19 protein-coding genes are annotated in these 23,887 nt (G+C 65.6%); 7 read left to right on the forward strand and 12 right to left on the reverse strand.

The features are described from left to right. The first annotated feature begins 81 nt into the window (after positions 1-81). Positions 82-1,917 (forward strand): acyl-CoA dehydrogenase, encoded by a 1,836-nt coding sequence (locus JOF57_RS23655; protein ID WP_209920768.1) that lies wholly within the window; start codon positions 82-84, stop codon positions 1,915-1,917. A 70-nt stretch (positions 1,918-1,987) separates the two neighbouring features. Continuing rightward, complete coding sequence (locus JOF57_RS23660; RefSeq protein ID WP_209920771.1) at positions 1,988-2,620, forward strand: DUF1361 domain-containing protein; 633 nt, start codon at positions 1,988-1,990, stop codon at positions 2,618-2,620. 18 nt (positions 2,621-2,638) lie between these two features. Here JOF57_RS23660 and JOF57_RS23665 read toward each other — a convergent pair whose 3' ends face one another. Continuing rightward, complete coding sequence (locus JOF57_RS23665) at positions 2,639-3,235, reverse strand: TetR/AcrR family transcriptional regulator (protein WP_209920776.1); 597 nt, start codon at positions 3,233-3,235, stop codon at positions 2,639-2,641. Positions 3,236-3,389: 154 nt separating this feature from the next. Between JOF57_RS23665 and JOF57_RS23670 the strand changes: the two genes are divergently transcribed. Both JOF57_RS23670 and JOF57_RS23675 read left to right on the forward strand, forming a co-directional pair. Continuing rightward, positions 3,390-3,836 carry an MmpS family transport accessory protein gene (locus tag JOF57_RS23670; RefSeq protein WP_209920778.1) on the forward strand — a complete coding sequence of 149 codons (447 nt, stop codon included), beginning with the start codon at positions 3,390-3,392 and terminating at the stop codon, positions 3,834-3,836. Further along, entirely contained in the window at positions 3,833-6,736 is a 2,904-nt protein-coding gene (locus JOF57_RS23675) for an MMPL/RND family transporter (protein ID WP_209920782.1), read from the forward strand. Before JOF57_RS23670 ends, JOF57_RS23675 begins: the two co-directional genes overlap by 4 nt. 21 nt (positions 6,737-6,757) lie before the next feature. On the opposite strand, the gene JOF57_RS23680 is transcribed toward JOF57_RS23675, so the two are convergent. The 5 genes from JOF57_RS23680 to JOF57_RS23700 form a co-directional block, all read right to left on the reverse strand. After that, the gene (locus tag JOF57_RS23680) at positions 6,758-7,696 is read right to left on the reverse strand and encodes an aromatic alcohol reductase (protein WP_209920784.1); all 939 of its coding nucleotides are present in this window, start codon (positions 7,694-7,696) and stop codon (positions 6,758-6,760) included. 69 nt (positions 7,697-7,765) lie between these two features. Further along, a complete protein-coding gene (locus JOF57_RS23685; RefSeq protein ID WP_209920786.1) occupies positions 7,766-8,413 on the reverse strand; it encodes a LuxR C-terminal-related transcriptional regulator in 648 nt (215 codons plus the stop codon). Beyond that, on the reverse strand, positions 8,410-9,693 hold the full coding sequence (locus JOF57_RS23690; RefSeq protein ID WP_234938864.1) for a sensor histidine kinase: 1,284 nt from the start codon (positions 9,691-9,693) through the stop codon (positions 8,410-8,412). The genes JOF57_RS23685 and JOF57_RS23690 overlap by 4 nt, the downstream gene beginning before the upstream one ends. A gap of 72 nt (positions 9,694-9,765) precedes the next feature. Next, positions 9,766-10,677: a TIGR03564 family F420-dependent LLM class oxidoreductase gene (locus tag JOF57_RS23695; protein WP_209920792.1), complete on the reverse strand. Its 912-nt coding sequence runs from the start codon at positions 10,675-10,677 to the stop codon at positions 9,766-9,768. Between the two features lie 350 nt (positions 10,678-11,027). Next, positions 11,028-12,365 carry an acetyl-CoA C-acetyltransferase gene (locus JOF57_RS23700; RefSeq protein ID WP_407666598.1) on the reverse strand — a complete coding sequence of 446 codons (1,338 nt, stop codon included), beginning with the start codon at positions 12,363-12,365 and terminating at the stop codon, positions 11,028-11,030. A gap of 73 nt (positions 12,366-12,438) precedes the next feature. Between JOF57_RS23700 and JOF57_RS23705 the strand changes: the two genes are divergently transcribed. Together JOF57_RS23705 and JOF57_RS23710 are read left to right on the forward strand one after the other, a co-directional pair. Then, the gene (locus JOF57_RS23705) at positions 12,439-13,791 is read left to right on the forward strand and encodes a 3-oxoacyl-ACP reductase (RefSeq protein ID WP_209920795.1); all 1,353 of its coding nucleotides are present in this window, start codon (positions 12,439-12,441) and stop codon (positions 13,789-13,791) included. A 13-nt stretch (positions 13,792-13,804) separates the two neighbouring features. Beyond that, positions 13,805-14,620 carry a MaoC/PaaZ C-terminal domain-containing protein gene (locus tag JOF57_RS23710; protein ID WP_407666599.1) on the forward strand — a complete coding sequence of 272 codons (816 nt, stop codon included), beginning with the start codon at positions 13,805-13,807 and terminating at the stop codon, positions 14,618-14,620. Positions 14,621-14,695: 75 nt separating this feature from the next. On the opposite strand, the gene JOF57_RS23715 is transcribed toward JOF57_RS23710, so the two are convergent. Genes JOF57_RS23715 through JOF57_RS23725 form a run of 3 tightly spaced genes read right to left on the reverse strand, consistent with a single transcriptional unit; the run spans position 14,696 to position 20,266 of the window. Beyond that, a complete protein-coding gene (locus JOF57_RS23715; protein ID WP_209920801.1) occupies positions 14,696-18,058 on the reverse strand; it encodes an ATP-binding protein in 3,363 nt (1,120 codons plus the stop codon). Beyond that, a complete protein-coding gene (locus JOF57_RS23720; protein WP_209920804.1) occupies positions 18,051-18,803 on the reverse strand; it encodes a DUF4194 domain-containing protein in 753 nt (250 codons plus the stop codon). Before JOF57_RS23720 ends, JOF57_RS23715 begins: the two co-directional genes overlap by 8 nt. Next, complete coding sequence (locus tag JOF57_RS23725; protein ID WP_209920807.1) at positions 18,800-20,266, reverse strand: DUF3375 domain-containing protein; 1,467 nt, start codon at positions 20,264-20,266, stop codon at positions 18,800-18,802. The genes JOF57_RS23720 and JOF57_RS23725 overlap by 4 nt, the downstream gene beginning before the upstream one ends. A 118-nt stretch (positions 20,267-20,384) precedes the next feature. Between JOF57_RS23725 and JOF57_RS23730 the strand changes: the two genes are divergently transcribed. Further along, positions 20,385-21,473, forward strand: a complete 1,089-nt coding sequence (locus JOF57_RS23730) for a methyltransferase (RefSeq protein ID WP_209920810.1) — start codon at positions 20,385-20,387, stop codon at positions 21,471-21,473. On the opposite strand, the gene JOF57_RS23735 is transcribed toward JOF57_RS23730, so the two are convergent. The 3 genes from JOF57_RS23735 to JOF57_RS23745 are packed head-to-tail and all read right to left on the reverse strand — an operon-like array spanning position 21,470 to position 23,831. Further along, positions 21,470-21,979: a hypothetical protein gene (locus tag JOF57_RS23735; protein WP_209920813.1), complete on the reverse strand. Its 510-nt coding sequence runs from the start codon at positions 21,977-21,979 to the stop codon at positions 21,470-21,472. The two genes, JOF57_RS23730 and JOF57_RS23735, sit on opposite strands and share 4 nt — an antisense overlap. A 34-nt stretch (positions 21,980-22,013) precedes the next feature. Next, positions 22,014-22,637 (reverse strand): TetR/AcrR family transcriptional regulator, encoded by a 624-nt coding sequence (locus JOF57_RS23740; RefSeq protein ID WP_209920816.1) that lies wholly within the window; start codon positions 22,635-22,637, stop codon positions 22,014-22,016. 51 nt (positions 22,638-22,688) lie between these two features. Continuing rightward, complete coding sequence (locus JOF57_RS23745) at positions 22,689-23,831, reverse strand: glycoside hydrolase family 3 N-terminal domain-containing protein (RefSeq protein ID WP_209920818.1); 1,143 nt, start codon at positions 23,829-23,831, stop codon at positions 22,689-22,691. Between the last annotated feature and the right edge of the window lie 56 nt (positions 23,832-23,887).

The raw sequence follows: 23,887 nt of genomic DNA on the forward strand, positions 1-23,887 counted from the left end.
ACGGTATAGTTGGCCGCAGTTACTGGTGGGTAACTTATCCCGAGTACCCAACCTCAGGTGGCAGTCTCACAAGGAGGAAAAGTGGGCCACTACAAGAGCAACGTGCGTGACCAGGAATTCAACCTGTTCGATGTCTTCGGCATCGACAAGGTGTTCGGCACCGGCGCGTTTGCAGATCTCGACCAGGATTCGGCGCGCGAGATGCTCGCGGAGATCGCCCGACTGGCCGAGGGGCCCATCGCCGAGTCGTTCGCCGACGGTGACCGCAACCCCCCGGTGTTCGATCCCAAGACTCACACCGTCGCGCTGCCCGAGCCCTTCAAGAAGTCGATGCGCGCGCTCCTCGAGGGCGGCTGGGACAAGGTGGGCCTTTCCGAGGAACTCGGCGGCATGCCGGTGCCTCGCGCCCTTCAGTGGGCCGTGATTGAGCACGTCCTCGGCGCCAACCCGGCGGCCTACATGTACGCGATGGGCGCGGGCATGTGCGAGATCTTCTACAACAACGCCACCGAAGAGCAGAAGAAGTGGGCCGTGCTGGGCTCCGAGCGCGGCTGGGGCGCCACCATGGTGCTCACCGAGCCCGACGCGGGCTCTGACGTCGGCGCCGGTCGCACCAAGGCCGTCAAGCAGGAAGACGGCACCTGGCACATCGACGGCGTGAAGCGCTTCATCACGTCCGCCGACTCCGACGACCTGTTCGAAAACATCATGCACCTGGTGCTGGCCCGCCCCGAGGGCGCCGGCCCCGGCACCAAGGGCCTGTCGCTGTTCTTCGTACCGAAGTTCCACTTCGACCACGAGACCGGCGAACTGGGTGAGCGCAACGGCGCTTTCGTCACCAACGTCGAGCACAAGATGGGCCTGAAGGTCTCCACCACGTGTGAGCTGACCTTCGGCCAGCACGGCACCCCCGCGGTGGGCTGGCTGGTCGGCGAGGTCCACAACGGCATCGCGCAGATGTTCGACGTCATCGAGCAGGCTCGAATGATGGTGGGCACCAAGGCCATCGCGACCCTGTCGACCGGTTACCTCAATGCTCTGGAGTACGCCAAGGAGCGCATCCAGGGCGCTGACCTGACCCAGATGATGGACAAGACCGCCCCGCGCGTCAGCATCACCCATCACCCCGACGTGCGTCGCAGCCTGATGACCCAGAAGGCCTACGCCGAGGCACTGCGCGCGCTGTACATCTACACCGCGACGTTCCAAGATGTCGAGGTTGCCAAGGCCGTGCACGGCATCGAGGGCGAGCTGGCTGCCAAGGTCAACGACCTGCTGCTCCCGATCGTCAAGGGTGTGGGCTCCGAGCGCGCATACGAGAAGCTGACCGAGAGCCTGCAGACCTTCGGTGGTTCCGGCTTCCTGCAGGACTACCCGGTCGAGCAGTACATCCGCGACGCCAAGATCGACTCGCTCTACGAAGGCACCACCGCCATCCAGGCGCAGGACTTCTTCTTCCGCAAGATCATCCGCGACAAGGGTCAGGCGCTGGCGTTCGTGGCCGGTGAGATCGAGCAGTTCATCAAGAACGAGACCGGCAATGGCCGCCTCAAGACCGAGCGTGCCCTGCTGGCCACCGCGCTGGAGGACGTCCAGGGCATGGCCGCCACCCTCACCGGCTACCTGATGGCCGCGCAAGAGGACCAGGCCGCAATCTACAAGGTGGGTCTCGGTTCGGTCCGCTTCCTGATGTCGGTCGGCGACCTGCTGCTCGGCTGGCTGCTGGCCCGCCAGGCCGCCGTAGCCATCGAGAAGCTCGACGCCGGTGCCACCGGGGAGGATCGCACCTACCTCGAGGGCAAGATCGCCGCGGCATCGTTCTTCGCCAAGAACATGCTGCCGCTGCTGACCAGCACCCGTCAGGTCATCGAGACCATCGACAACGAGGTGATGGAGCTCGACGAGGCTGCATTCTAAAAGTTCGTGTGAAATCGCCCCCGGGTCCGCCCGGGGGCGATTTTGTTTCTGCGACAGGCAAACTGGTCCCATGATCGAAGCCCGCGGCATCCTGCTGGTCGTCTCCCTGATGGCGACGACCGCGCTCACCCTGGCCCTTGGGATCACCGACCCGGCCGCACCGATGTCCTATCCGACCAAGTTCCTGGTGTGGAACCTGGTGCTGGCATGGATCCCGATGGTCTTCGCGATCGCGTTCGATCTGGTCGAGCGCAGGCTGTGGCTACTGCCGCTGGGCCTCGCCTGGTTGGCGTTCCTGCCGAACGCGCCGTACCTGGTGACCGATCTGGTCCACCTCGGCGAGGGCTACGAGCTGTGGCGCCACGTGCTGCAATACGGGTTCGCCGCCTGGACCGGCATCCTGCTGGGGGTGGTGTCACTGCTGCTGGTGCATCAGCGCCTGGACGACGAATTCGGCCCATTCTGGGGCTGGCTGGCCGTCGTGCTGTCGGTTGCCGGCTGCGCCGTCGGCGTGGTCATCGGCCGCTTCCAACGATGGAACTCCTGGGACCTGGTCACCCGCCCCGATGCGGTGGTCGCGGCGACATTCGACTGGATGCGCTCACCGCTGTCCTACGTGCAGTCCACGGGCGTAGCGGTAGCGGTCGCGGCGTTCTTCGGCTTGGCCTATCTGACGATCTGGGCGCTGCGCGGATTGCGTTGAGCGGTTAGCGGTGTGAGCTCAGAAGCGGGTCAGGCTGGGCATCAAGACGTCGTCGACCAATGCCCGAACCGTCTCCTCCGTCGGCGGACGCCCGGGGATCAGGGAGCGAAACACCAGGTATCCCGGCATCACATCCCATAGTTCGTCATGGATCGCTGCGGCGTCGATCTCGCCACGCGCAACCGCCTCGGCCAGAACATCCGTCATGAGTTTCTTGCGTTCCAGTACGAACTGATTCTGCATGGCCGCACTCAGTTCCGGGCTGTGCGCAATCTCGCTCATGATCGCGCTCATCGTGCTGGCGTGCTCGCGTGCCTGTGCGCACACCGAAGCGCCGATACTCAGGAGATCGGTTCGTAGACAACCGGTGTGGGGCGGGACGAGCTGCACCCGGGTGCCCTCGATGAACGCCGCCAGCACCAGATCCGTCTTCGAGGGCCAGCGGCGGTAGATGGTGGCCTTGCTCGACTTCGCCTCGGTTGCCACGGCTTCCACGGTCAACCGGTCGTATCCCTGCTGCTGCAATAGTCGCAGGGTCACCGCCAGCAACTCGGCCTCGCGCTCGGTCCACGGCGAGCCATGACCCGAGACATCGTGCGTTGAAGCGGGAGACACCGCGGAAACCTTTCGGTAGGTGGAAGTCAGATCAACCGGCCTGAAACTCTTGCCCTCGATTGGACTGTACCGTACGGTACCGTTCAGGTGCTTGGAACGGCCGAAGTCTCTCGCTTCAAGGCGAGTTGTGCGCTTGTTCTCGAAAGGCTCTGAGATGCAGGGGATCTCGGTAAGCAGACTGGTCAGGCGGCGCTGGACGGTGATCGTGGCCGTACTGGTGGTCGCCGTCGTCGCCTTCACCGTCAGTCGACTGCACGGCATATTCGGTTCCGACAACGAGGTGTCGCGCCCCAGTGCCGACACCCTGGAGAACACGGGATACAACCCGAAGCGGGTGCTGTTCGAGGTGTTCGGCCCACCGGGTTCGGTCGCCACGGTCAACTACCTCGACATCGACGCCCAGCCCCAACGGGCCGAGGACGTGACGCTGCCATGGTCACAGACGCTGGTCACCGATGACCCGACCATGTTCGCCGACCTTCGCGCACAGGGCGACGGTGACTACATCGGCTGCCGCATCACGGTCAACGGTGTGGTCAAGGACGAAAGGTCCACCGACAACGTGAACGGCTACATCGCATGCTTGGACAAGTCGGCATGAGCGGGCAGCACGACGCCGAAGACGGCGCACATACCGGTTCGCGGACGGCGCGCACCATCCGCGTGCTCGCCGTACCGATCGTGCTGGTGTGGGTGGCCATCGCTGCCCTGACGAACATCCTTGTGCCACAACTGGAAGTCGTCGGCGCCGCCCGCTCCGTAGGTCTGAACGCGCCCGACGCGCCGTCGACCATGGCGATGCGACACATCGGCCAGGTCTTCGACGAGTTCAACTCCGACAGCGCAGCCATGATCGTGCTCGAAGGCGACCAACCCCTCGGCGACGAAGCCCACCGCTTCTACGACACCCTGGTGAAACGGCTGGCCGAGGACACCAAGCACGTCGAGCACATTCAGGACTTCTGGGGAGACCCCCTCACGGCGGGCGGCTCGCAGAGCAAGGACGGCAAGGCCGCCCTGGTGCAGGTGTACCTCGCAGGCAACCAGGGCGAGGCGTTGTCCAACCAATCCGTCGACGCCATCCGCAACATCGTGGCAAGTGTCCCGCCACCGCCCGGGGTCAAGGCCTACGTCACCGGCGCCGCACCACTGATCACCGACAACTTCGAAGTCGGCAGCGAGGGCACCCACAAGGTCACCGCCATCACCTTCCTGGTCATCGCGGTGATGCTGCTCGTGGTCTACCGCTCGCTGGTCACGATGCTCATCATGCTCGTCACGGTGGCCGTCGAGCTGGCCGCCGCTCGTGGCGTCGTGGCCGCACTGGCGCATTCCGGCATCATCGGACTGTCCACGTATTCGACGAATCTGCTGACGCTGCTGGCGATCGCCGCGGGCACGGACTACGGCATCTTCATCATCGGCCGATATCACGAAGCACGTAGCCGTGAGATGGACCGGGAGGCAGCCTATTACGACATGTTCCGTGGAACCGTACACGTCATCGTCGGCTCGGGACTGACCATCGCCGGCGCGGTGGCCTGCCTGTACTTCACCCGACTGCCCTACTTCCAGACCCTGGGCATCCCCGCCGCCATCGGCGTGCTCGTGACGTTGGCGGCGGCGCTGACCCTGGGCCCCGCGGTGCTGACCATCTTCAGCCGGTTCGGACTGCTGGAGCCGAAACGCAACCCACGGGCGCCGCGATGGCGCCGCATCGGTACCGCGATCGTGCGTTGGCCCGGTCCCATCCTGGTGGTGTCGTGTCTGATCGCGCTCATCGGCCTGCTCGCCCTGCCGGGGTACAAGACCAGCTACGACGGCCGCCCCTACCTACCGGAATCGGCGCCGGCCAACATCGGCTATGCCGCCGCCACCCGCCACTTCTCAGAGGCCCGGCTGAACCCCGAGCTGCTGATGATCGAAACCGATCACGACATGCGCAACCCCGCGGACATGCTCGTCCTCGAACGCGTTGCCAAAGCTGTTCTGCACACCCGCGGCATTGCCCTCGTCCAGTCGATCACCCGCCCACTGGGCACGCCGATCAAGCACAGCTCCATCCCATTTCAGATCAGCGCCCAAAGCGCCAGCCAGATCATGAATCTGGGCTATCAGCAGGACCGCGCGGCCGATCTACTCAAGCAGGCCAACGAGCTGTCGAACACGATCAATATCCTCAAGCAGCAGGTTACGTTGCAGCAGGCCAGTGCTGCGGCCACCCATGAGCAGACCCAGGCGTTCCACGACACCGTCGCGATCGTGAACGACCTGCGCGACAAGATCGCTAATTTCGACGATCAGTTCCGGCCCCTGCGCAATTATTTCTACTGGGAGCCACACTGTTTCGACATCCCCATGTGCGCGGCGTTGAGGTCAGTGTTCGACGCGCTCGACGGGATCGACAAGCTCAGCGACCAGTTCGGACAGATCACCGCAAGCTTGGACAAGCTCGATGCGCTTCAGCCGAAACTCGTGGCGCTGCTGCCACCGCAGATCGCCATCCAGGAGCGCAACCGTGACCTGACGCTGTCGAACTACGCGACCACGTCCGGTACCAATGCGCAGTCGGAGGAGGCTCTGCAGAATTCGACCGCGATGGGGCAGGCCTTCGACTCCGCCAAGAATGACGATTCGTTCTATCTTCCGCCGGAAGCCTTCGACAACCCCGACTTCAAGCGCGGCCTGAAACTGTTCATGTCGCCCGACGGCAAAGCCGCCCGCATGATCATCACCCATGAGGGCACTCCCGCTACGCCCGAAGGCATTTCACACATCGACGCGCTCAAGGACTCCGCGTTCGACGCGATCAAAGCGACTCCCCTGTCAGACGCCAAGATCTACGTGGCCGGAACCGCTTCGGCATACAAGGACATTCAGGATGGGGCCAAATACGACCTGATCATCGCCGCGTTGGCGGCGATATCGCTCATCCTGCTCATCATGATGTTCATCACCCGCAGCATTGTCGCGGCGCTGGTCATCGTCGGCACCGTCGTGCTGTCGCTGGGAGCATCGTTCGGCTTGTCAGTTCTGGTGTGGCAGTACATCTTCGGCATCCAGCTGTACTGGATCGTGCTGGCCCTGGCCATCATCCTGCTACTGGCGGTGGGCGCCGACTACAACCTGCTGCTGATATCCCGATTCCAGGAAGAGATCGGGGCCGGTCTCAAAACCGGCGTCATCCGCGCCATGGCCGGAACCGGCCGGGTGGTGACCGCGGCCGGTCTGGTGTTCGCGGCCACCATGTCCTCGTTCATCTTCAGCGATCTGATCGTCCTCGGTCAGATCGGCACCACGATCGGCCTCGGTCTGCTCTTCGACACCTTGATTGTGCGGTCGTTCATGACACCGTCGATCGCGGCACTCCTCGGCCGGTGGTTCTGGTGGCCGCAGATCGTGCGGCCCCGGCCGGCCAGCCGGATGCTGCGCCCCTACGGATCGCGCACCTCGGTTCGCGAACTGCTCGAACCGGAACCCGAGCCGACAACATCGAATTAGATCTCCGGTGGGCGCCGCGTGTCACACCAGGTTCGCTCGGGCCCATTCCTCGGCGGTCGTGGTCCTGATACCGCGAACGGCGTTGTATGACTGATCCTTCGGCCAGGCAACACCATTGGTGCGGGCGAACACCGCCCGGTACTTGCTCATCGTGCCCTCCGGATCCTGCCGTAGTCGGTCGATCAGGAGGTCGGTGGTCCACAGGGTGCGGGTAACCGATGTCGCACGGACCCGGTCGACGATATCGGCGAGTTCGCGGTAGCTGACGGTGTCCCCCGCGAGATAGACGACAGTGTCGCGAATACGCGGTTCGGCGAAGACGATGTCGGCGGTGAGCACGCCAATATCTTCGGGGGTGGTGAGGGTGACCTGGTTATCCCAGCTTCCCAACGCATGCACGGTATTGGCATCCAGATCCACGACGGCGAACTCGGGTTCGAACAGGAAACTGGTGAACATGCCGGTGGAGATGATCACCCACTCCGTGGCGTGCTGGCTGCGGAGCAGGTCGCGCACGTCGAGCTGCTCGTCGAACAGCGTCTGCGCGCTACCGCGCCCTATCTCGTCGTAGTCGACGCCGAACTGCCACGGGAAGAACCGCGATACCCCGGCGGTGAGGGCCGCTTGAGCGAGTTTGCGCTGCGTGCCCGGCCCGGCCGCGAAGCCGACACAGCTGATGACCGTGTGATAGCGCCCCATGATCGCGGCGAGCTCGGCCACCGACGCCGACGCGACGTCGGCCTGCTCGATGGTGATACCCGCCTTCGTCAGTTCCTTGCTGCGCGCATCGTGTTTCACATCGGCACCTGCTGCCGGTGGCCGCAGCAGCACCGCGATACTTGCTGCGCCGGGATGGATTCCGAGGTGACGGGTGAGAGCGGCCAACACACTGGCACCGAGTTCGCCGGTCCCGATGACGAGAATGCTCAGACTGTCCGCCGTTGGTGGCGTTGCGGGCACTGTGGCCTCCGTTTCTGCGGTGATACATGGGTTGCAACCGACAGATCGGCGACAATCATCCCGGGCCGCTCAGGAGTTCAGGTAGGTGACGACCGCCAACACGCGGCGGTGATGCGCGGTCGACGGCGGCAGGTCGAGCTTGGTGAAGATGCTTCCGATGTGTTTCTCCACGGCACGTTCGGAAACCGAAAGATGTTCGGCCAGGGCACTGTTCGAGTGCCCCTCCGCCATCAGGGCGAGAACTTCACGCTCGCGGGGAGTCAACCGGGCCAGCGCATCACCGCTGCGCCGAGTTCCCATCAGCTGGCGCACCACTTCCGGATCCAGCGCGGTGCCGCCGGCGGCGACCCGCCGCACCGCGGCGTCGAACTCGGCGATGTCGGCCACCCGGTCCTTGAGCAGATAGCCCACCCCTTCCGGGTTCCCGGCCAACAACTCAGCGGCATAACGGGTCTCGACCCACTGTGAGAAGACCAGGACACCGACATCGGGATGTGAACGCCGCAACGAGACCGCCGCGATCAGCCCCTCGTCAGTGAACGTCGGCGGCATGCGGATGTCGATGACGAACACTTCCGGCCGAAGCGTCTCGGCGATCTCCCGGATCCCCTCGGCCGTGCCCACCTTGGCCACGACATCATGCCCGCGCTCGACGAGCAACTGGGTCAGGCCGTCACGCAGGATCGCATTGTCCTCGGCGATCGCCAAGCGGGTCACCGCTGTGCTCCAGACGGTACGACGGCAGTCACCGTGGTGGGCCCGCCGGCCGGACTGTCGACGTCGAGCCGGCCGTCGACCATCCGCAGCCGATCGGCCAATCCCGTCAACCCCGAGCCATTGGCCGGTTCCACTCCACCGGACCCGTTGTCCGCCACGGTGATCCGCAATTCGTCGGCATCGCTGTGCAGCTGCACCGTGGCCTGAGTGGCACCGGAATGCTTCGATACGTTGGCGAGCAACTCGGCGACACAGAAGTACGCCAGCGTCTCCACACCCAACGACGGCCGCACGGCGAGATCGTCGACCAGCTCGACGGGGATCGGGTTGCGCGCCACCAATGTCTGCACGGCCGGCACCAGGCCGAGATCCAATGCAGGCGGCCGGATTCCGCGGACCAGATCACGCAATTCGGTCAGGGTGTCCTTGGTGTTCGCCAGCGCGTCGGACACCAGTTGCCGTGCCCGGTCAGCCTTGTCAGGGTCAGTCAACTGCTCCTCGGCACGCGCCAGTGTCATCGCCACAGCGATCAGCCTGGCCTGGGTGCCGTCGTGCAGGTCGCGCTCGACGCGACGCAGCCTCGCTGCCGAATCGTCGACCACATCGGCACGCGCCCGCTCCAGTTCGCCGACCCGGCGTTCACGGTCGGTCGGCGCGAGCAGGGCTTCGGCCAGCCAGACATGGGTACGCCCGATACCGATCATGGCCCACGCCAACAGGTACAGAGCGAGCAGTCCGCCCGCCGACAGCAGGAGGTAAATGCCGAGCGAGTCGACGGGTTCGCCGAAACTGATTACCGCTACTCCGCACAACCAGATCACCGGGGAGACCACCAGGACTGCCGATATCACGACCCCCAGCACGACCCCATATCCGACAGGTGTCATCACGACGCTCTGCAGAAGTAGGAACCCCAGGCTGCGCCAGCCGACAACATCGGTCAGGGCCGAGGCCAGTGTCTGCGGCCAGCCGGGCCGCCGGGCGAACGGCGCCGGCGGGTCGATCGTGACTCCGACCAGCCGGGCCAGCGCTCGGTACAGCGCGTTCCACCTCCGACCCGACAGCACCACGAGCGCCAGCAGCGGTATGCCGACCAGGGTGACAAGCAACAGCCCCGAGGTCAGGCCGGTCGCGAACAGGTAGACCACACCGACTACGGCAAGGACGCTCACCAGCAGGAAATAGAGATAGCCACGGCAGGCTGCCGCGGTGAACGGGGTCCGCAGTGTTCGGCGCCGGTCGTCGGAGGTGGAGGTGATTGCGGTGGTGGTCACGGTCATCATCGTTGCCGGTTACGTTGGCACCGGACGATGGTGCTGTCCAGCCAATATGGGGTGTGGCTGGCCACACCGTCAGCTGTCGAGCGAGCGCAGCAGTGCCCTGGTGCGGGCCCTGGTTTCGGGCGATGCGTCGAACACCACCCCGACATATTCGTCCACACCGACCGTGCCGAGTGCCCGAATCCGTTCTGCCACAGTGCTTTCGTCACCGATGATCGCGGCATCCTCCGGTCCGGCGTAACCCTCCCGGTCCAGCATCGCCCGGTAGGACGGCAGATACCCGTACATCGCGAACTGCTCGGCGGCCTGGGCGCGGGCGCCGTCGACGTCATCAGTGACGCTCACCGGAAGCGCAGCGACGACGCGGACCGGCCGACCGTCGGCGCCCTCCCGCAGGGTCGGCGCAACATGCTCGGCAAGCGTCTTCGGCCCTGTCATCCAGGTGACGGTGCCCGCCGTGCGACGGCCGGCCAGCTTGAGCAGCTGAGGCCCCAATGCGGCGATGTACACATCGGGCGCCGACGCCCCCGGAATCTGCAGGGCGCCGCGCGTGGTCACCGTCTCACCCGGCGCATCAGCGGGTTCGCCGGCCAACAGCGGCTGCAGCCCATCGAGGTACTCCCGCAGACGTCGCACCGGCTTGTCCCACGGAATGCCCCACATGCCCTCGGTCACCGCGGCATGCGTCATGCCGAGGCCCAGCAGGAACCGGCCGCCGCTGATCAAGCTGAGCGTGAGCGCCCGCTGGGCCAACAACATCGGGTGCTGATTCTGGATCGGGATCACGCCGGTGCCCACCTCGATCCCGTCAACCTCACGGAACGCGACCGCAAGGACGGTCAGGAGGTCGGGTTCGTAGGGCATCTGCGTCATCCAGACCCGCCGGAAACCCTCGTCGTGCAGTTGCGCGAGATTCTCTACCGTGGCGTCGACCGGTGAACGGCCGCCAGTGTCACTGAGTGAGGCGATGAGGCTGATCTGCATGACATCAGGCTAGGCGCCCCGAAAGGCAAAAAGGGGCGGGTTCGGGAGGACACTTGGGGGCGTTGCAATTCGTCTCACGCAGCCGGTCTTTCACCCCTGTACCGACTCTTTGGATCAGTCACTCCCGAACCCGTCGTAGGCTCGATCGTACGCCTCGGGTACCCCTCAAACCAGAGGAAAATACGGCCGATTTCTGCCCGAATTCGAAGCTAGGTTGCTCCGTGTTGCCGTCGGGTCGGGGGGTCAGACGGCAACACGGAGCTATCCCATGTATCGACCTCTATGCCGCGACCGTTACACATCCACCAAACAAACTTTTCGAATGTTTTCGCCGCGGCGGTCAAGCCCTACTACGCCTCCAAAATGGCCGTGACGCCCTGTCCCCCAGCCGCACAGACGGAGATGAGGCCGCGGACCGGCTGCCCGGTCTGCTTCTTCTTCTCCGCCAATTGCTTGGCCAATTGCGCCACGATCCGGCCACCGGTGGCCGCGAACGGGTGACCCGCCGCGAGCGAGGAACCGTTGACGTTGAGCTTGGCACGGTCGATGCCGCCCAGTGCCTTGTCCAACCCCAGCCGGTCCTTGCAGTACTCGTCGGATTCCCACGCCGCCAGCGTGGCCAGCACCACCGAGGCGAACGCTTCGTGGATCTCGTAGAAATCGAAATCCTGCAGTGTCAGCCCGTTGCGGGCGAGCAGGCGCGGAACCGCGTACGTCGGCGCCATCAGCAGGCCGTCGGGCCCGTTGACGTAGTCGACGGCGGCGGTCTCCGCATCGACGAAATACGCCAGCGGTTCGTGGCCGTGCGCCTGGGCCCAGTCCTCACTGGCCAGCAGCGCCACCGAAGCGCCGTCGGTCAGCGGGGTCGAGTTACCCGCGGTCATGGTCGCGTCACCGGCCTTGACGCCGAACACCGGCTTGAGCTTGGCGAGCTTCTCCGGCGAAGAGTCCGCCCGCAGGTTGTTGTCGCGGTACAGCCCGAGGAACGGCGTGACCAGATCGTCGAAGAAGCCGCTGTCGTAGGCGGCGGCCATGTTCCGGTGGCTGGCGGCGGCCAGTTCGTCCTGGTCGACGCGCTTGACGCCCATCTTCTTGGCGGTGACGGCGGCGTGCTCGCCCATCGACATGCCGGTGCGCGGCTCACTGTTGACCGGGATCTCCACACCGAGGGCGGCCGGCAGCTTGCCGACCAGCTTGAGCCGGTCGAGGTTGGACCTGGACCGGCGCAGGCCGAGCAGCACCTGGCGCAATTCGTTCCCGAACGCGATGGGGGCATCCGAGGCGGTGTCCACGCCCCCGGTTGCGGCGGACTCGTATTGCCCCAGCGCAATGGCGTTGGCGGCCACGGCGGCGGCCTGCAGGCCGGTGCCGCAGGCCTGCTGCAGGTCGAAGGCCGGCGTGTAGGGGGACAATGCGCTGCCCAGCACGCATTCGCGCATCAGATTGAAGTCACGGCTGTGCTTGAGCACCGCGCCGCCGATCACCGCCCCGAGCTGCTCACCGGCCAGATCGAAGCGCTCGATCAGCCCGTCCAGCGCGGCGGTGAACATGTCCTGATTGGAGGCGTTGGCATAGGCGCCGTCGGACCGTGCGAACGGAATCCTGTTGCCACCCAAAACGGCAACGCGTCGCCGGGTCGTGTTGTTGGCCATCTGTTTGCCCTCCACTGTCGGGTTGTCCGGGGCCATATTACCCACTGTTCTTACTCTGGAGTAAGTTCGGTATGGACAACGCAGTACTGCGAAGCGAAAGGCAGCTTAAGTGGCTTCCGACCTGTTCTCCCAAGTGGTCAACTCCGGGCCGGGATCGTTCCTGGCCAAGCAGCTGGGCGTGCCGCAGCCTGAGACCCTGCGCCGCTACCGCCCCGGACAGCCGCCGCTGGCCGGCTCCCTGCTGATCGGCGGGGATGGCCGCGTCATGGAGCCTCTGCGCGCCGCGCTGGCAGGTGACTACGACGTGGTGTCCAACAACATCGGCGGCCGCTGGGCCGATTCGTTCGGCGGCGTGGTGCTCGACGCCACCGGCATCCCCGACGCCGCCGGGCTCAAGGAGCTCTACCAGTTCTTCACCCCGGTGCTGCGCAACCTCGCCTCGTGCGCCCGCGTTGTCGTCATCGGCACCACGCCCGAGGAGGCCGGCAGCGTCGACGCCCAGATCGCGCAACGCGCGCTGGAAGGCTTCACCCGTTCGCTGGGCAAGGAGCTGCAGCGCGGCGCCACCGCGTCACTGGTGTACCTGGCGGCCGACGCCAAGCCCGCCGCGACCGGCCTGGAGTCCACCCTGCGCTTCATCCTCTCGGCCAAGTCGGCCTACGTCGACGGGCAGGTGTACCGGGTCGGTGCCGATGATTCGACGCCGCCGGCGGACTGGGACAAGCCACTGGCCGGCAAGGTGGCCGTGGTGACCGGCGCTGCCCGCGGCATCGGCGCGACCATCGCCGAGGTGTTCGCGCGGGACGGCGCCACGGTCGTGGCCGTCGACGTTCCCCAGGCCGCCGAGGATCTCGGCAAGGTCGCCGAGAAGGTCGGCGGCAGCGCCCTGACCCTGGACGTCACCTCGGAAGATGCAGTCGACGCCATCGTCGCCCATGTCACCGCACAGCACGGCGGCAAGGTCGACGTGCTGGTCAACAATGCCGGTATCACCCGCGACAAGCTGCTCGCCAACATGGACGAGAGCCGCTGGGACTCCGTGATCGCGGTGAACCTGCTTGCCCCGCAGCGACTCACCGAGGGTCTGGTGGCCAGCGGCACGCTCGGCGACGGCGGCCGGGTGATCGGGCTGTCCTCGATGGCCGGCATCGCCGGTAACCGCGGACAGACCAACTACGCCGCCACCAAGGCCGGGATGATCGGGCTGACCGAGGCATTGGCACCGGTGCTGGCATCGAAGAACATCACCATCAACGCGGTGGCCCCCGGCTTCATCGAGACCAAGATGACCGATGCCATCCCGCTGGCCACCCGCGAGGTCGGCCGCCGGCTCAACTCGCTGTTCCAGGGCGGCAAGCCGGTGGACGTGGCCGAGCTGATCGCCTACTTCGCCAGCCCGGCGTCGAATGCGGTCACCGGCAACACGATCCGGGTCTGCGGCCAGGCCATGTTGGGGGCCTGAGCACGTGAACAACATGCTGCGCGCCGTCGTCGGCGCCCTACCGATCATCCGGCGCGACGACACCCTGCCGGCGCGCACCGTCACGGTCGACAACCTGCCGATAGACCCGGCCAACGTGGCCGCCTACGCGCAGGTGACCGGGCTGCGGTTCAGCGACACCCTGCCGCTGACCTACCCGTTCGCGCTGACCTTCCCAACCGTGATGTCACTGGTCACCGGCTTCGACTTTCCCTTCGCCGCAATGGGTTCGGTGCACCTGGAAAATCACATCACCCAGTACCGGCCGATCAAGGTCACCGATGCCGTCAGCGCGGCCGTGCACGCGGAGAACCTGCGTGAGCACCGCAAGGGCCTGCTGGTGGACATCGTCACCGAACTCAAGGTCGGCAACGACACGGTGTGGCATCAGGTGACGACGTTCCTGCACCAGCAGAAGACCAGCCTGTCCGGTGAGCCCAAGGCGGAGCCGCAGAAACAGCCGAAGCTGCCGCCACCGAACGCCGTGCTGAACATCACGCCGGGACAGATCCGGAACTACGCATCGATCGGCGGGGACCACAACCCCATCCACACCAACGGTATCGCCGCCAAGCTGTTCGGCTTCCCCACCGTGATCGCACACGGGATATTCAGTGCGGCAGCGGTACTGGCGAACATCGAGGGGCAGCTCCCCGACGCCGTCAAGTACTCGGTGCGGTTCGCCAAGCCCGTGGTGCTGCCGGCCAAGGCCGGGCTCTACGTCGAGCGCGACGCCGACGGCTGGGATCTGACCCTGCGCAACCTGTCGAAGGGCTACCCCCACCTGACCGCGACGGTCAGGCCGCTCTGACTCTCACACACCGAGTCTGCGTACAGATCGCGTTCTCGCGCTAAATCGCGATCTGTACGCAGGCTCAACGCAATATCAGGCGCTGGGTACCGCGTCCCCCGAAGCGCGTCGCAGATCGGCGAATTCGGAGATCGATGCCGAGGTGACCGAGGCGACCGGCCGGGCATTGGGTGCCGACGCATCAGACTTGGACACCATCACCACGTTGTCGATGTAGGGCTGGATCGTCGTGCTGTTCTGCACGGTCGACACGATCACCAGCTGGAACCCGAACTTGCGGAACGCCGACAAAGCCTGCTGAGCGAACTGCGGATCCGACTTCGAGAACGCCTCGTCCAACATCAGCTGGGCGAACAGCGGCCGGGTGTCATTGCTGTCGGGGCTGGCCAGGTTGAAGCTCAACGCCCCGGCCAGGCAGAACGCCATGAGCTTCTCCTGCTCACCACCCGAGTTGTCACCGGAATTGCTGTAGGTCCGGATCACCTCGCCGGTCTCGGCGTCGCGCTCCTCGCAGTACAGCACGAACCGGTTACGCACATCCAACGCATCGCGGGTCCATTGACGATCCTCGGGTGTGTTGCCGGCCAACAACTTCCGCAGCTGCAGGATGTCGGTGTACTGCTCAAACATCGCGGTCTCGTCGCCGAAACTCACCAGCGACACCCGGGAGGAGATGCGCTGAGCCTTCTCGTTGAGTTCGTCGACCGCAGCCAGGTGCCGGGTACCGGCATGCAGGGTCAGCCGGGTGCCGCGGTTGAACTCCACCGCGCCCAGTCCGGTGTTGACTCGGGCGATCTGCTCGGTGATCCGCCGCGCCTCGTTGTCGGCGATCATGTGCAAGTTCAGGATCGCTCCCGGCGCCTGCTCGGTGATCAACCGCTGCATACGCTCGTAGGCGTCGGGCAACTCACGCTCGTCGATACGACGGCACAATCCGACATAGTCGTGCACTCGCTCGTCGAACACATCGCTGTCATTGGGGATGGCATCGGGGAACGAGCTGTCGTAGGCGGCCATGATGCCGGCGAGCTCGTCATGTGACCGGTTGCGGTCCGCCCGCAGCCGGTCCCGCTCGCGGCTGATGACGCGGTTCAGTTCGCTTCGGTACGGCTCGGATTCGAGCAACTCGAGGGTCAGTGCGATGTCTGCGGCGTAGCTGTCGATGGTGTCACGGGTGTGCTGCGGTAGCGCGCCGGACCCGAGCCGTTCGGTCAGGACCTCGGCGAGTTCCAGCAGCGCGGTCCGCCTGCGGTCCAGCGTGGACTCGCGTTCGTTGAGCGAACCGATCTGCTGGATCACCTTCTCGACCCGTTCCCAGCATTCATCGGCCCGCAGTTGCAGCCGTTCGGCGTCGGGGTTGTCCGAGACCAGCAACTCGTGTTCGTCCTGCAGCCGCTCCAGCATCTCGTCGACCGAATCTGAGTCGATATCGCTCCACTGCATGAACTGGTCACACAGCGCCCGGCAGGCACGCTCGCGGGACTGTAGCTGGCCACGGTGCTCGTCGAGGCGCTCGCGGGAGTTACGCGCCACCTGGTACAGATCCTGGGCAGCAGCCAGATCATCCTGCAGGGCTTCGACTTTGGCTGCGGTACCGCCGAGGAAGATGTAGTCCGACGGACGTAGCCGCGACCGGTCGTCCTTGATCGACAGTCCGCCGCTGTCTTTGCGCAGGCCCTGGTCGGTGACGGCGCGAGACTGTTCGGTGAACTCGCCCGGCCCGTCGACACATACGTAATCACCGATGCGTGCGATCACGTTGAGCGCCTCGACCGCACTGTCATGTGTCGGATCGGCGAGCTGGAGTTTGGTGGCCAGCGTGTGCGGTGGCGGGGTGTGCAACTGTGCGCCGTGCTGGACGTGCTGCAACTGGATCCGGCCACGCATGTCGTTCTCATTGACGAAGCGCAGCGCGCGTTCCATGTAGGTATCGGGGACCAGCAAGCGTAATCCAGCCCCGCGCAACACCTTTTCGACGGCCAGCCGCCATCGTGTCTCGTCGGGCTTGAGTTCCATCAGCTCCGCGACATAGACCAGGTCACGCTCGGAGATGTCGAGCGCCCGGGCGATCCGTGCCCGCATCTCGTATTCGGTCCGCGGCAGCGGGGAGCCCAACCGCTGCACCCGCTCCAGCTCGGACTCCACGCTCTCGCGCGCCTCCCGGGCCCGCACCTCCTTGGCCGAGGCCTCGACGTAGGGCTGGTTCCCGGTGAACAGCTCCCGATGCAGCCGGTCGGCCTCGTCCATCAATGTCTCACGCAGCGACCAGAATTCCTCGCCGTTGTCCGGCGGGGTCAACCCCAGTGCGGTGACCTTGTCCTCGTAGCCGCTGCGCCGGCGCGACACCTCTTCGCTGATCCGTTCGGCCTCGGTCAGACGCTGCTGCAGCGGCACCAGATCCACCGTGACCGTGTTGATCTGGGCCATCAGCGAGTTGTGCTCGTTCTTGAGCTGACGCTGCTGTGAACCGAACTCGTCACGCTGGGCACCGAGCTGAGTGATTTGGTCGTCGAGATTGTCGATCTCCGGGCCGGCCTGGGCCAACCGCAGGTGATCGACGTAGTCGCGGACCAACGCGTTGTCGACCGTGTCGATCACGCCGAACTTGGCTGCCTCTTCGGCATAACGCGCCTGCACCGCAGCGATGTTTCCCAGCGTATTGCGCTTGCGCCGGGCCACATCCAGCAGCCCGCGGGCTTCGACCAGCGGGTTGATCTGCTCCAGAGCCTCCTCCACGCCACTGAGGCTGACGGGCTCGTCGAGCATGAATTCACGCACGAATTGCTCAAGCCCACCAACGCTTTTCAGTGATTTCGCCTTGCCGAGAAGCTGCTGCGCGGCCTCCGAGGCGCGGATGCCGATGCTGGCGTACAACTGGGCCAGATACTGACTCTCGCTGCGACCACCGGTCCAGCCGTCGTCGCGGAACACCGCGGCGTCATAACCGTTGGACGCCCACCGATTGCACAGGCCGAAGATGTCGCGGTCGTCATCGATCAGGTAGTAGCGGCTGCCCGGATCCGACGTCTTCTCGGCGGCAAGCCATTTGAGTACCAACCCGGTGACCGAGCGCCCGGTGCGGTCGCTGTAGGTGACCGAAACTGCCGACCAGGCCGGGCCCGTCCCACGCAGGTACATGATCTGCCGGTTGGCGCCCTCCCGCCGCTCACCCCAGGCGCCACGGACGTACTTGTCGACGGTCCGTTTTCCGGTGCCTGCTCCCGCGGCGGTCGTGTCGCCGGAAGCGTTGAAGTTACGCCGGTGCGAAGGCAGGAACGCCAGCGAGATCGCGTCCAGCAGTGAGGATTTACCGCTACCCGAGGATCCGGTGATCAGCGTGCCGTGCTGACTGAACGGGATCGAGTGATACCCGTCGAACACCCCCCAATTGATGACCTGCAGGCGCGACAACGAGAACTGGTTGGTCGGTTCAGCCATGTGCGTCCACATCGTCGGAGAGCCGTTCGGATACGTCCATGTCGTCGGAATCGTCGGTGGCGGTGCCGTTCGCAGCCCGCTTGAGTTGCTCGAACTGCTGTTGCAACTCGGTGATCATCGAAGCCGTCATGATCGCGTTGACCACCGGGTTGATGGTGAAGCTGTCCTCGTCCTCCCGGTTGCGCGAGAGCATCTCGATATCGGTGAGCCGCTCGATCGCGTTGTCGATCCGCTTGTCGAACGAGGCGATGTCGCGGTCGGTGTCGTTGTTCACCCCGGCGAACAGCTCATGGATCTCGTCACGGCTGATCAGCACGTTCTCGTCACGGGATGCGGCACGCATGAGCTTGGCCAGGTGCAGTGCCAGGATCGAGTCGTAGGTGTTGAGGGTCTCGCGGCGTAGCAACCGGCGCCGCCACTGCGACTCATAATCGGCCGTCTCGACGTAGGCGATGTCGTGATCGTCCGAGATACACAGCCGCAGATCGAGTTCCGAGAGCCGCACGGTGATCTCGGTGCGGTACCGGGTGACCCACGCCCACAGCTCGGAGTGGTTGTCCTTGCTGATGTAGCGCCGCGCCAGCAGGTGCTGCAGTGCCCAGCAGGCCCGGTCGGGCAACTCGCTGACGTCGCCGTCGAAGCGGGGTGCGCGACGCTGTTCGGTGGTCCGCTCGACGGCGTCGATGCTCGGCAGGGCATCGAAGTCGACCCCGGTGTCAAACGTGGGGTCGGGGGTCTCGGTCATAGCATGCTCTCACTGGCAGTAGGGATCGGCTCGGTGAAAACCAGTCGGGGTATCTCGATTTCGCGATCGGCACCCTCCAGAGACCGGAAGCGCACCCGCACAGATTCAGCGTTTTCGGCGGGGTGCTGCTTGAGGGCCCAGGACCACAGCACGATCACATGCCCGAGATACGCCGAGTCCAGCATGCTGATCGCGTCGGGCAGCGACACCGGCCCGACCGCCACCGCGCCGTTGACCAACTCGGCCAACTCAGCGGCGTCGACCTGGGACGCCAATGCCGAGAATGCCGACAGATTGACCTCGCCCTCGGAGGACTCGGCCGGTGACGGCGGGATCGCGTCACGAATCTTGAAGGCCACGGCGCCAATCGAATTGAGATCGGTGCGGGCCAGCGGAACCTCGATACCGATGCGACTGTCGGCCAGGGAGACGCTGAGGAGGTCGTGCGCGCCGGCCAGTGCCTCGTTGAGCTGACGGGTGACACCGCGACTGTGTTCCAGCGTGCCGGAGGCGACAAAACGCTTGATCCGGCGGGCGCAGCGCTGACGAGTCCGCCCGACCTCGGCCGTCTGCGCCGACACCAGGCTGAAGAACCCGGTCATCACCTCACGCAGGTCCGGGTCCAGGTGCGGTAACTCACGGGTCACCGCCTCGATGTCTGTCACCAAGGCGGCCCGCTGCTCGGGGTCCTGGATCATGCGGGTGAAGGCGGTGTAGGAGGCACTCTCACGGGAAGCGAACAGTGACTCGTAGTCGTCGAACAACTGGCGCTGACGTTCCCGGTAGCCGAGGTCGGTATCGGCGGAGGCGTCCAGCAGTCGGGTAGTGATCCGGTTGAGCATGGCGCCGTACTGCCCGATGTCGGAGACGATCTGCTCCATCTGCAAGGCGATGGCCCGCGCGTCGTCCTCGACGTCGACCAGGTCGGGCTCAGGCCGCTGCCCCTGCTCGAGGGCATCGAGTTCGTCACGCAGCCTGGCGATCTCGGCTTCGATGTCGGCGCGGATACGGTCCGGGTCGTTGCTGACCTGGCCGGCCACCCGGCGCAGCCCGGCCGCGATACCGGTGATCGAGCCGCCGGTCGCGACCGTGTCCTCGCGGCGCATGCGGCGCGCGAAATCCAGCACGGCCCGGGCCTCGTAGGTCAGGTAGCAGACGTTGCGTTCAGCGTCACCGGACTGCTCGGTGATCCGGTGCAGCCAGCCCTGGCTGGCCCAGTATTTGATCAGGGCGAGGCCGGACTGCTCGGTCTCGGAGCCCAGATCGGTCAGGTCGCGTTCCAGCCGGACCACCAACTCGGTCTCGGTGAGCTTGGCGCCCCGGTCCAGGTGGCGTTCCATCAACGTGACATAGGTGGCCAGATTGTTCGTCACCAGCAGCCGGGCCGACCGTGACTCGGCGACCTCGCGGTTGAGCTGGTAGAGCTGGTCCAGCGACGAGCCACCGATGCCTGCGTCAGGCATTACCGGGGTCTTCCGTCGCGATCGACATTCGCACCACTCTAGGCGGCCCACGCGACAGGTTCCGACCCCAGTTCGGTTTGCTGTTCCTACCTTGAACAACCTGCCCTAGAGTTGTCCGGTGACTCCCGCCAAGGTGCCACCCGCTCGATTGGTTCGCGTGGTCGAACGGGTCCGCCACCACCTGCGTCGCGTGCATCAACGCGCCGTGCCACCGCCCGCGGCGATGCTGGAGATGATCCTGAGCGCCTGGGTCGCCCAGGGCATCGCGGCCGCCGCACAGCTCGGGGTGGCCGACGCGCTGGCCGACGGGCCGCTGCGCCCCGATGAGCTGGCGCGCCGCGTCGCCGCCAACCCCGACACGCTGGACAGGCTGATGCGAGCCCTGGTCAGCGAGGGCGTCTTCCGCCGTACCCGTGACGGACGCTATGCACTGAACCCGCTGGCCGACACCCTGCGCACCGATGCGCCGGTGTCCGTCGGGGCGATGGCGAAACTCGTGGGCTCACCGCAGCATCGCGAGCACTGGAGCCATCTCGACGACGCGGTCCGCACCGGTGAGGCCGTCATCCCCAAGCTCCGTGGCCAATCCGCGTTCGACTACATGGGCTCGGTGCCCGAACTCGCCGCAATCTTCAACGACGCCATGACGAGCATCTCCGAGCTCGCGATCGCGCCGGTGGCGGCCGCCTACGACTTCACCCGGTTCGGCACCATCGCCGATGTCGGCGGCGGACACGGCCGGCTGCTGGCCGCCGTGCTGACGGCCGCCCCCGCAGCCCGCGGCATGCTCTACGACCTGCCGCACGTGGTCGAGGGGGCGCCGGCAATGTTAACCAAATACGAAGTGGCCGAACGGGTCCGCGTGATCCCCGGGTCCTTCTTCGACAATGTCCCCGCGGGCGCCGACGCCTACGTGCTGAAAAACATCATTCATGACTGGCCCGACGAAGAGGCCCTGACGATCCTGCGCAACGTGCGCGCCGCCGCCGCCCCGGGAGCAACCCTGCTGCTGATCGAGGCCGTCATCCCAGACCATGACCGTGAGTTCCTCGGCAAGTGGGTCGACATGGAGATGTTGATCGGCATCGCCGCCCGGGAACGCAGCGAGGACGACTACCGTCGGCTCTACCAACAGGCGGGTTTCCAACTCACCCGCGTGGTGGAGACCGCCTCGCCGTTCAGCGTGGTGGAGGGTACGGCGGTCTAGTCGTCATCCGCACACGGCGAGGTCGCGGACACGTCGAGTCCGTAGGTACCGGCCGGACTGACTTCAGCCTGTACCGAGACGCTGTACCCGCGACTGTCCTCGTAGGCTTTGCTGTTCGGCGGTTCCGGCTCCGGGCGGGTCCAGGGGATCGGTTTGAACCCCTGATCGAGCAGGGTGTCGATACGGGTGAGGGCTGCCTGGACTAGCTCGGGTGCGGGATCGGGAATCGAGGCAGTGCGGTACACCCGCCAGGGCGGCCCGTCCGGCATCAAACCATCGTTGGTTCGGCAGCCGTGCAAGGCCGCGAAGGCGGGATCGGGATCGATCGGCCTGCCGGCGATCATCGACACGTAGCCGGCGACCTCCCGTGCCGCCTCGGTGACCGTCAATGAGTTCGGCTCCGTCGCCGCCTCATCTTCGGTAGCAGACCGATCTTTTCGGAAGAATCCGCATGAACTCGTGAAGACCAACAGCGTCGTCACGAAAACCGTTGCGATCAGCTTCATTTCACCGGTATCCGGGGCCGCTTGCCGGGACTGTCTAGCCGGCGGTGGCCGACTGCGTTCCCGCGTCCGACGGCGCGCCCTTCAGCCCGCGCCAGAACAGGTTGATCATCAGCTCGGCGGCCTCGTCGACGTCGGCATCCCCGGTGCTCACCCGGCCGGCGATCGCCTCACCGGCGCCCACGAGCGCCACCGCCATCATCTCGAAGTCGCTGTCGGGCTGAGGATTACGCGTACCGGTACTGAGCAACCGGGCCACCAGGTCGATGATCCGCTCGCGACCCTCGCGGACGGTGTGCGCGAACGCCTGCGAGCTGGTGGCCTGGGTGTAGAGCACCATCCAGGACGCCCGGTTGGCGTCGATGTAGGTCAGGAACGCCAGCACCGCGCTCCGCAGCAGCTCCTTGGGGCTCTGGGTGAAGTCGATCTCCCCACGAACCACGTCCACGAACCGGGTCAGCTCGCGGTTCAGGCAGGCGCCGAACAACTCCTCCTTGGAGCCGTAATAGAGGTACAGCATCGGCTTGGAGATCTCGGCCTCCGCGGCGATCGCGTCCATCGAAGTCTCGTGATAGCCGTTGACCGAGAAAATCTGCACCGCAGCATCGAGCATCTGCTGTTCGCGGACGGCCCGCGGCAGCCGCTTGGTTCCACCTGCCATCCGAACAGAATAAGCGTCCGGTGGACGGTCAGACAGCAGCTCGGTGCGCTCCTAGCAGTGCACGCCGCCCTTGGCATCCACATTGCGTTGCACCGAGGCGTCCACCGCAGCCTGGTTCAGCTGACCGTCGGCCAGTGCCCTCTCCAGGCCGTCCAGCACCGCGGGCACCTCGTCAGTGGTGATCCACAACGCGTTGTCGGCCCCGGCCTGGAACGACTTGAGCACTGCAGCCGCCACTCCGTAACGCTGGTTGATCGCGGCCATGCTGGACAGGTCGTCGGTGTAGACCAGACCGTTGAAGCCCGGGCCGCCGTATTCGCCCGAGCGCAGCAGCTGGTACGCGGCGGGGCTGAGGCTGGCCGGATCGGAACCGGTCAGGTCCGGTACCTCCAGGTGTCCGAGCATCACGGCCACCGGGCCCTGCGTGGTGAGGGTGGCGTAGGGCACCAGATCGTTGGCCTTCAGATCGGCCAGCGGCGGGGTGGTCACCGAGCCGGTGTGCGAATCACCCGAGCCGTGACCGTGACCCGGGAAGTGCTTGAGCACCGGGAGCACCCCGGCATCGCGCAGCCCGCGGGCGTAGGCGCCCGCGTAGTCGGTGACCGTGGCCGGATTGTCGCCGAAGGACCGGTCACCGATGACGGTGTCGTCGGCGTCCGAGGTGACATCGACGACCGGTGCGAAGTCGACGGTGATGCCGAGTCCGCGCATCTTCTGACCGCGGTCCAGCGCGATGCCGTACACCTCGTCGACGGATTTGGTCTGGGCGAGGACGCGGGCCGACGGCTGCTCGCCGATCAACGAGGACAACCGCGACACCCGACCGCCCTCTTCGTCCACGCTGACCGCCAGTGGCAGGGGACCGGCGGCCGAGATCTCGCGCAGCGATCCTTCGTTGACCATCGACAGGTCGGTCCAGCTGCCGATCATGATGCCGCCGACGTGCTGGCTGCTCACCACGGCACTTGCATCGGCCGCATCCTTGACCCCGACGGTCAGCAGTTGGGCGAGCTTGTCCCGGGGCGACAGGGCAGCCAGGTCACATACCGGCGTCGCCGGGAGCGGCGCAGTGGTCGACATCGGCTTCGTATCCGGGGATTGAGACTCGGGTGCCGACGACGGGGTGCTCGGGGAGCACGCCAGCAACAGTCCGGACAACGCTGCGAAACCTGCGACAAGACGCGGAGAAGCCATGGGGCCCGACCTTAGCCGCTGGGCAAGAGGTAATCGATTTTATGCGTGTCGGCCCA

The organism is Mycolicibacterium lutetiense (assembly GCF_017876775.1).
Lineage (GTDB): Bacteria > Actinomycetota > Actinomycetes > Mycobacteriales > Mycobacteriaceae > Mycobacterium > Mycobacterium lutetiense.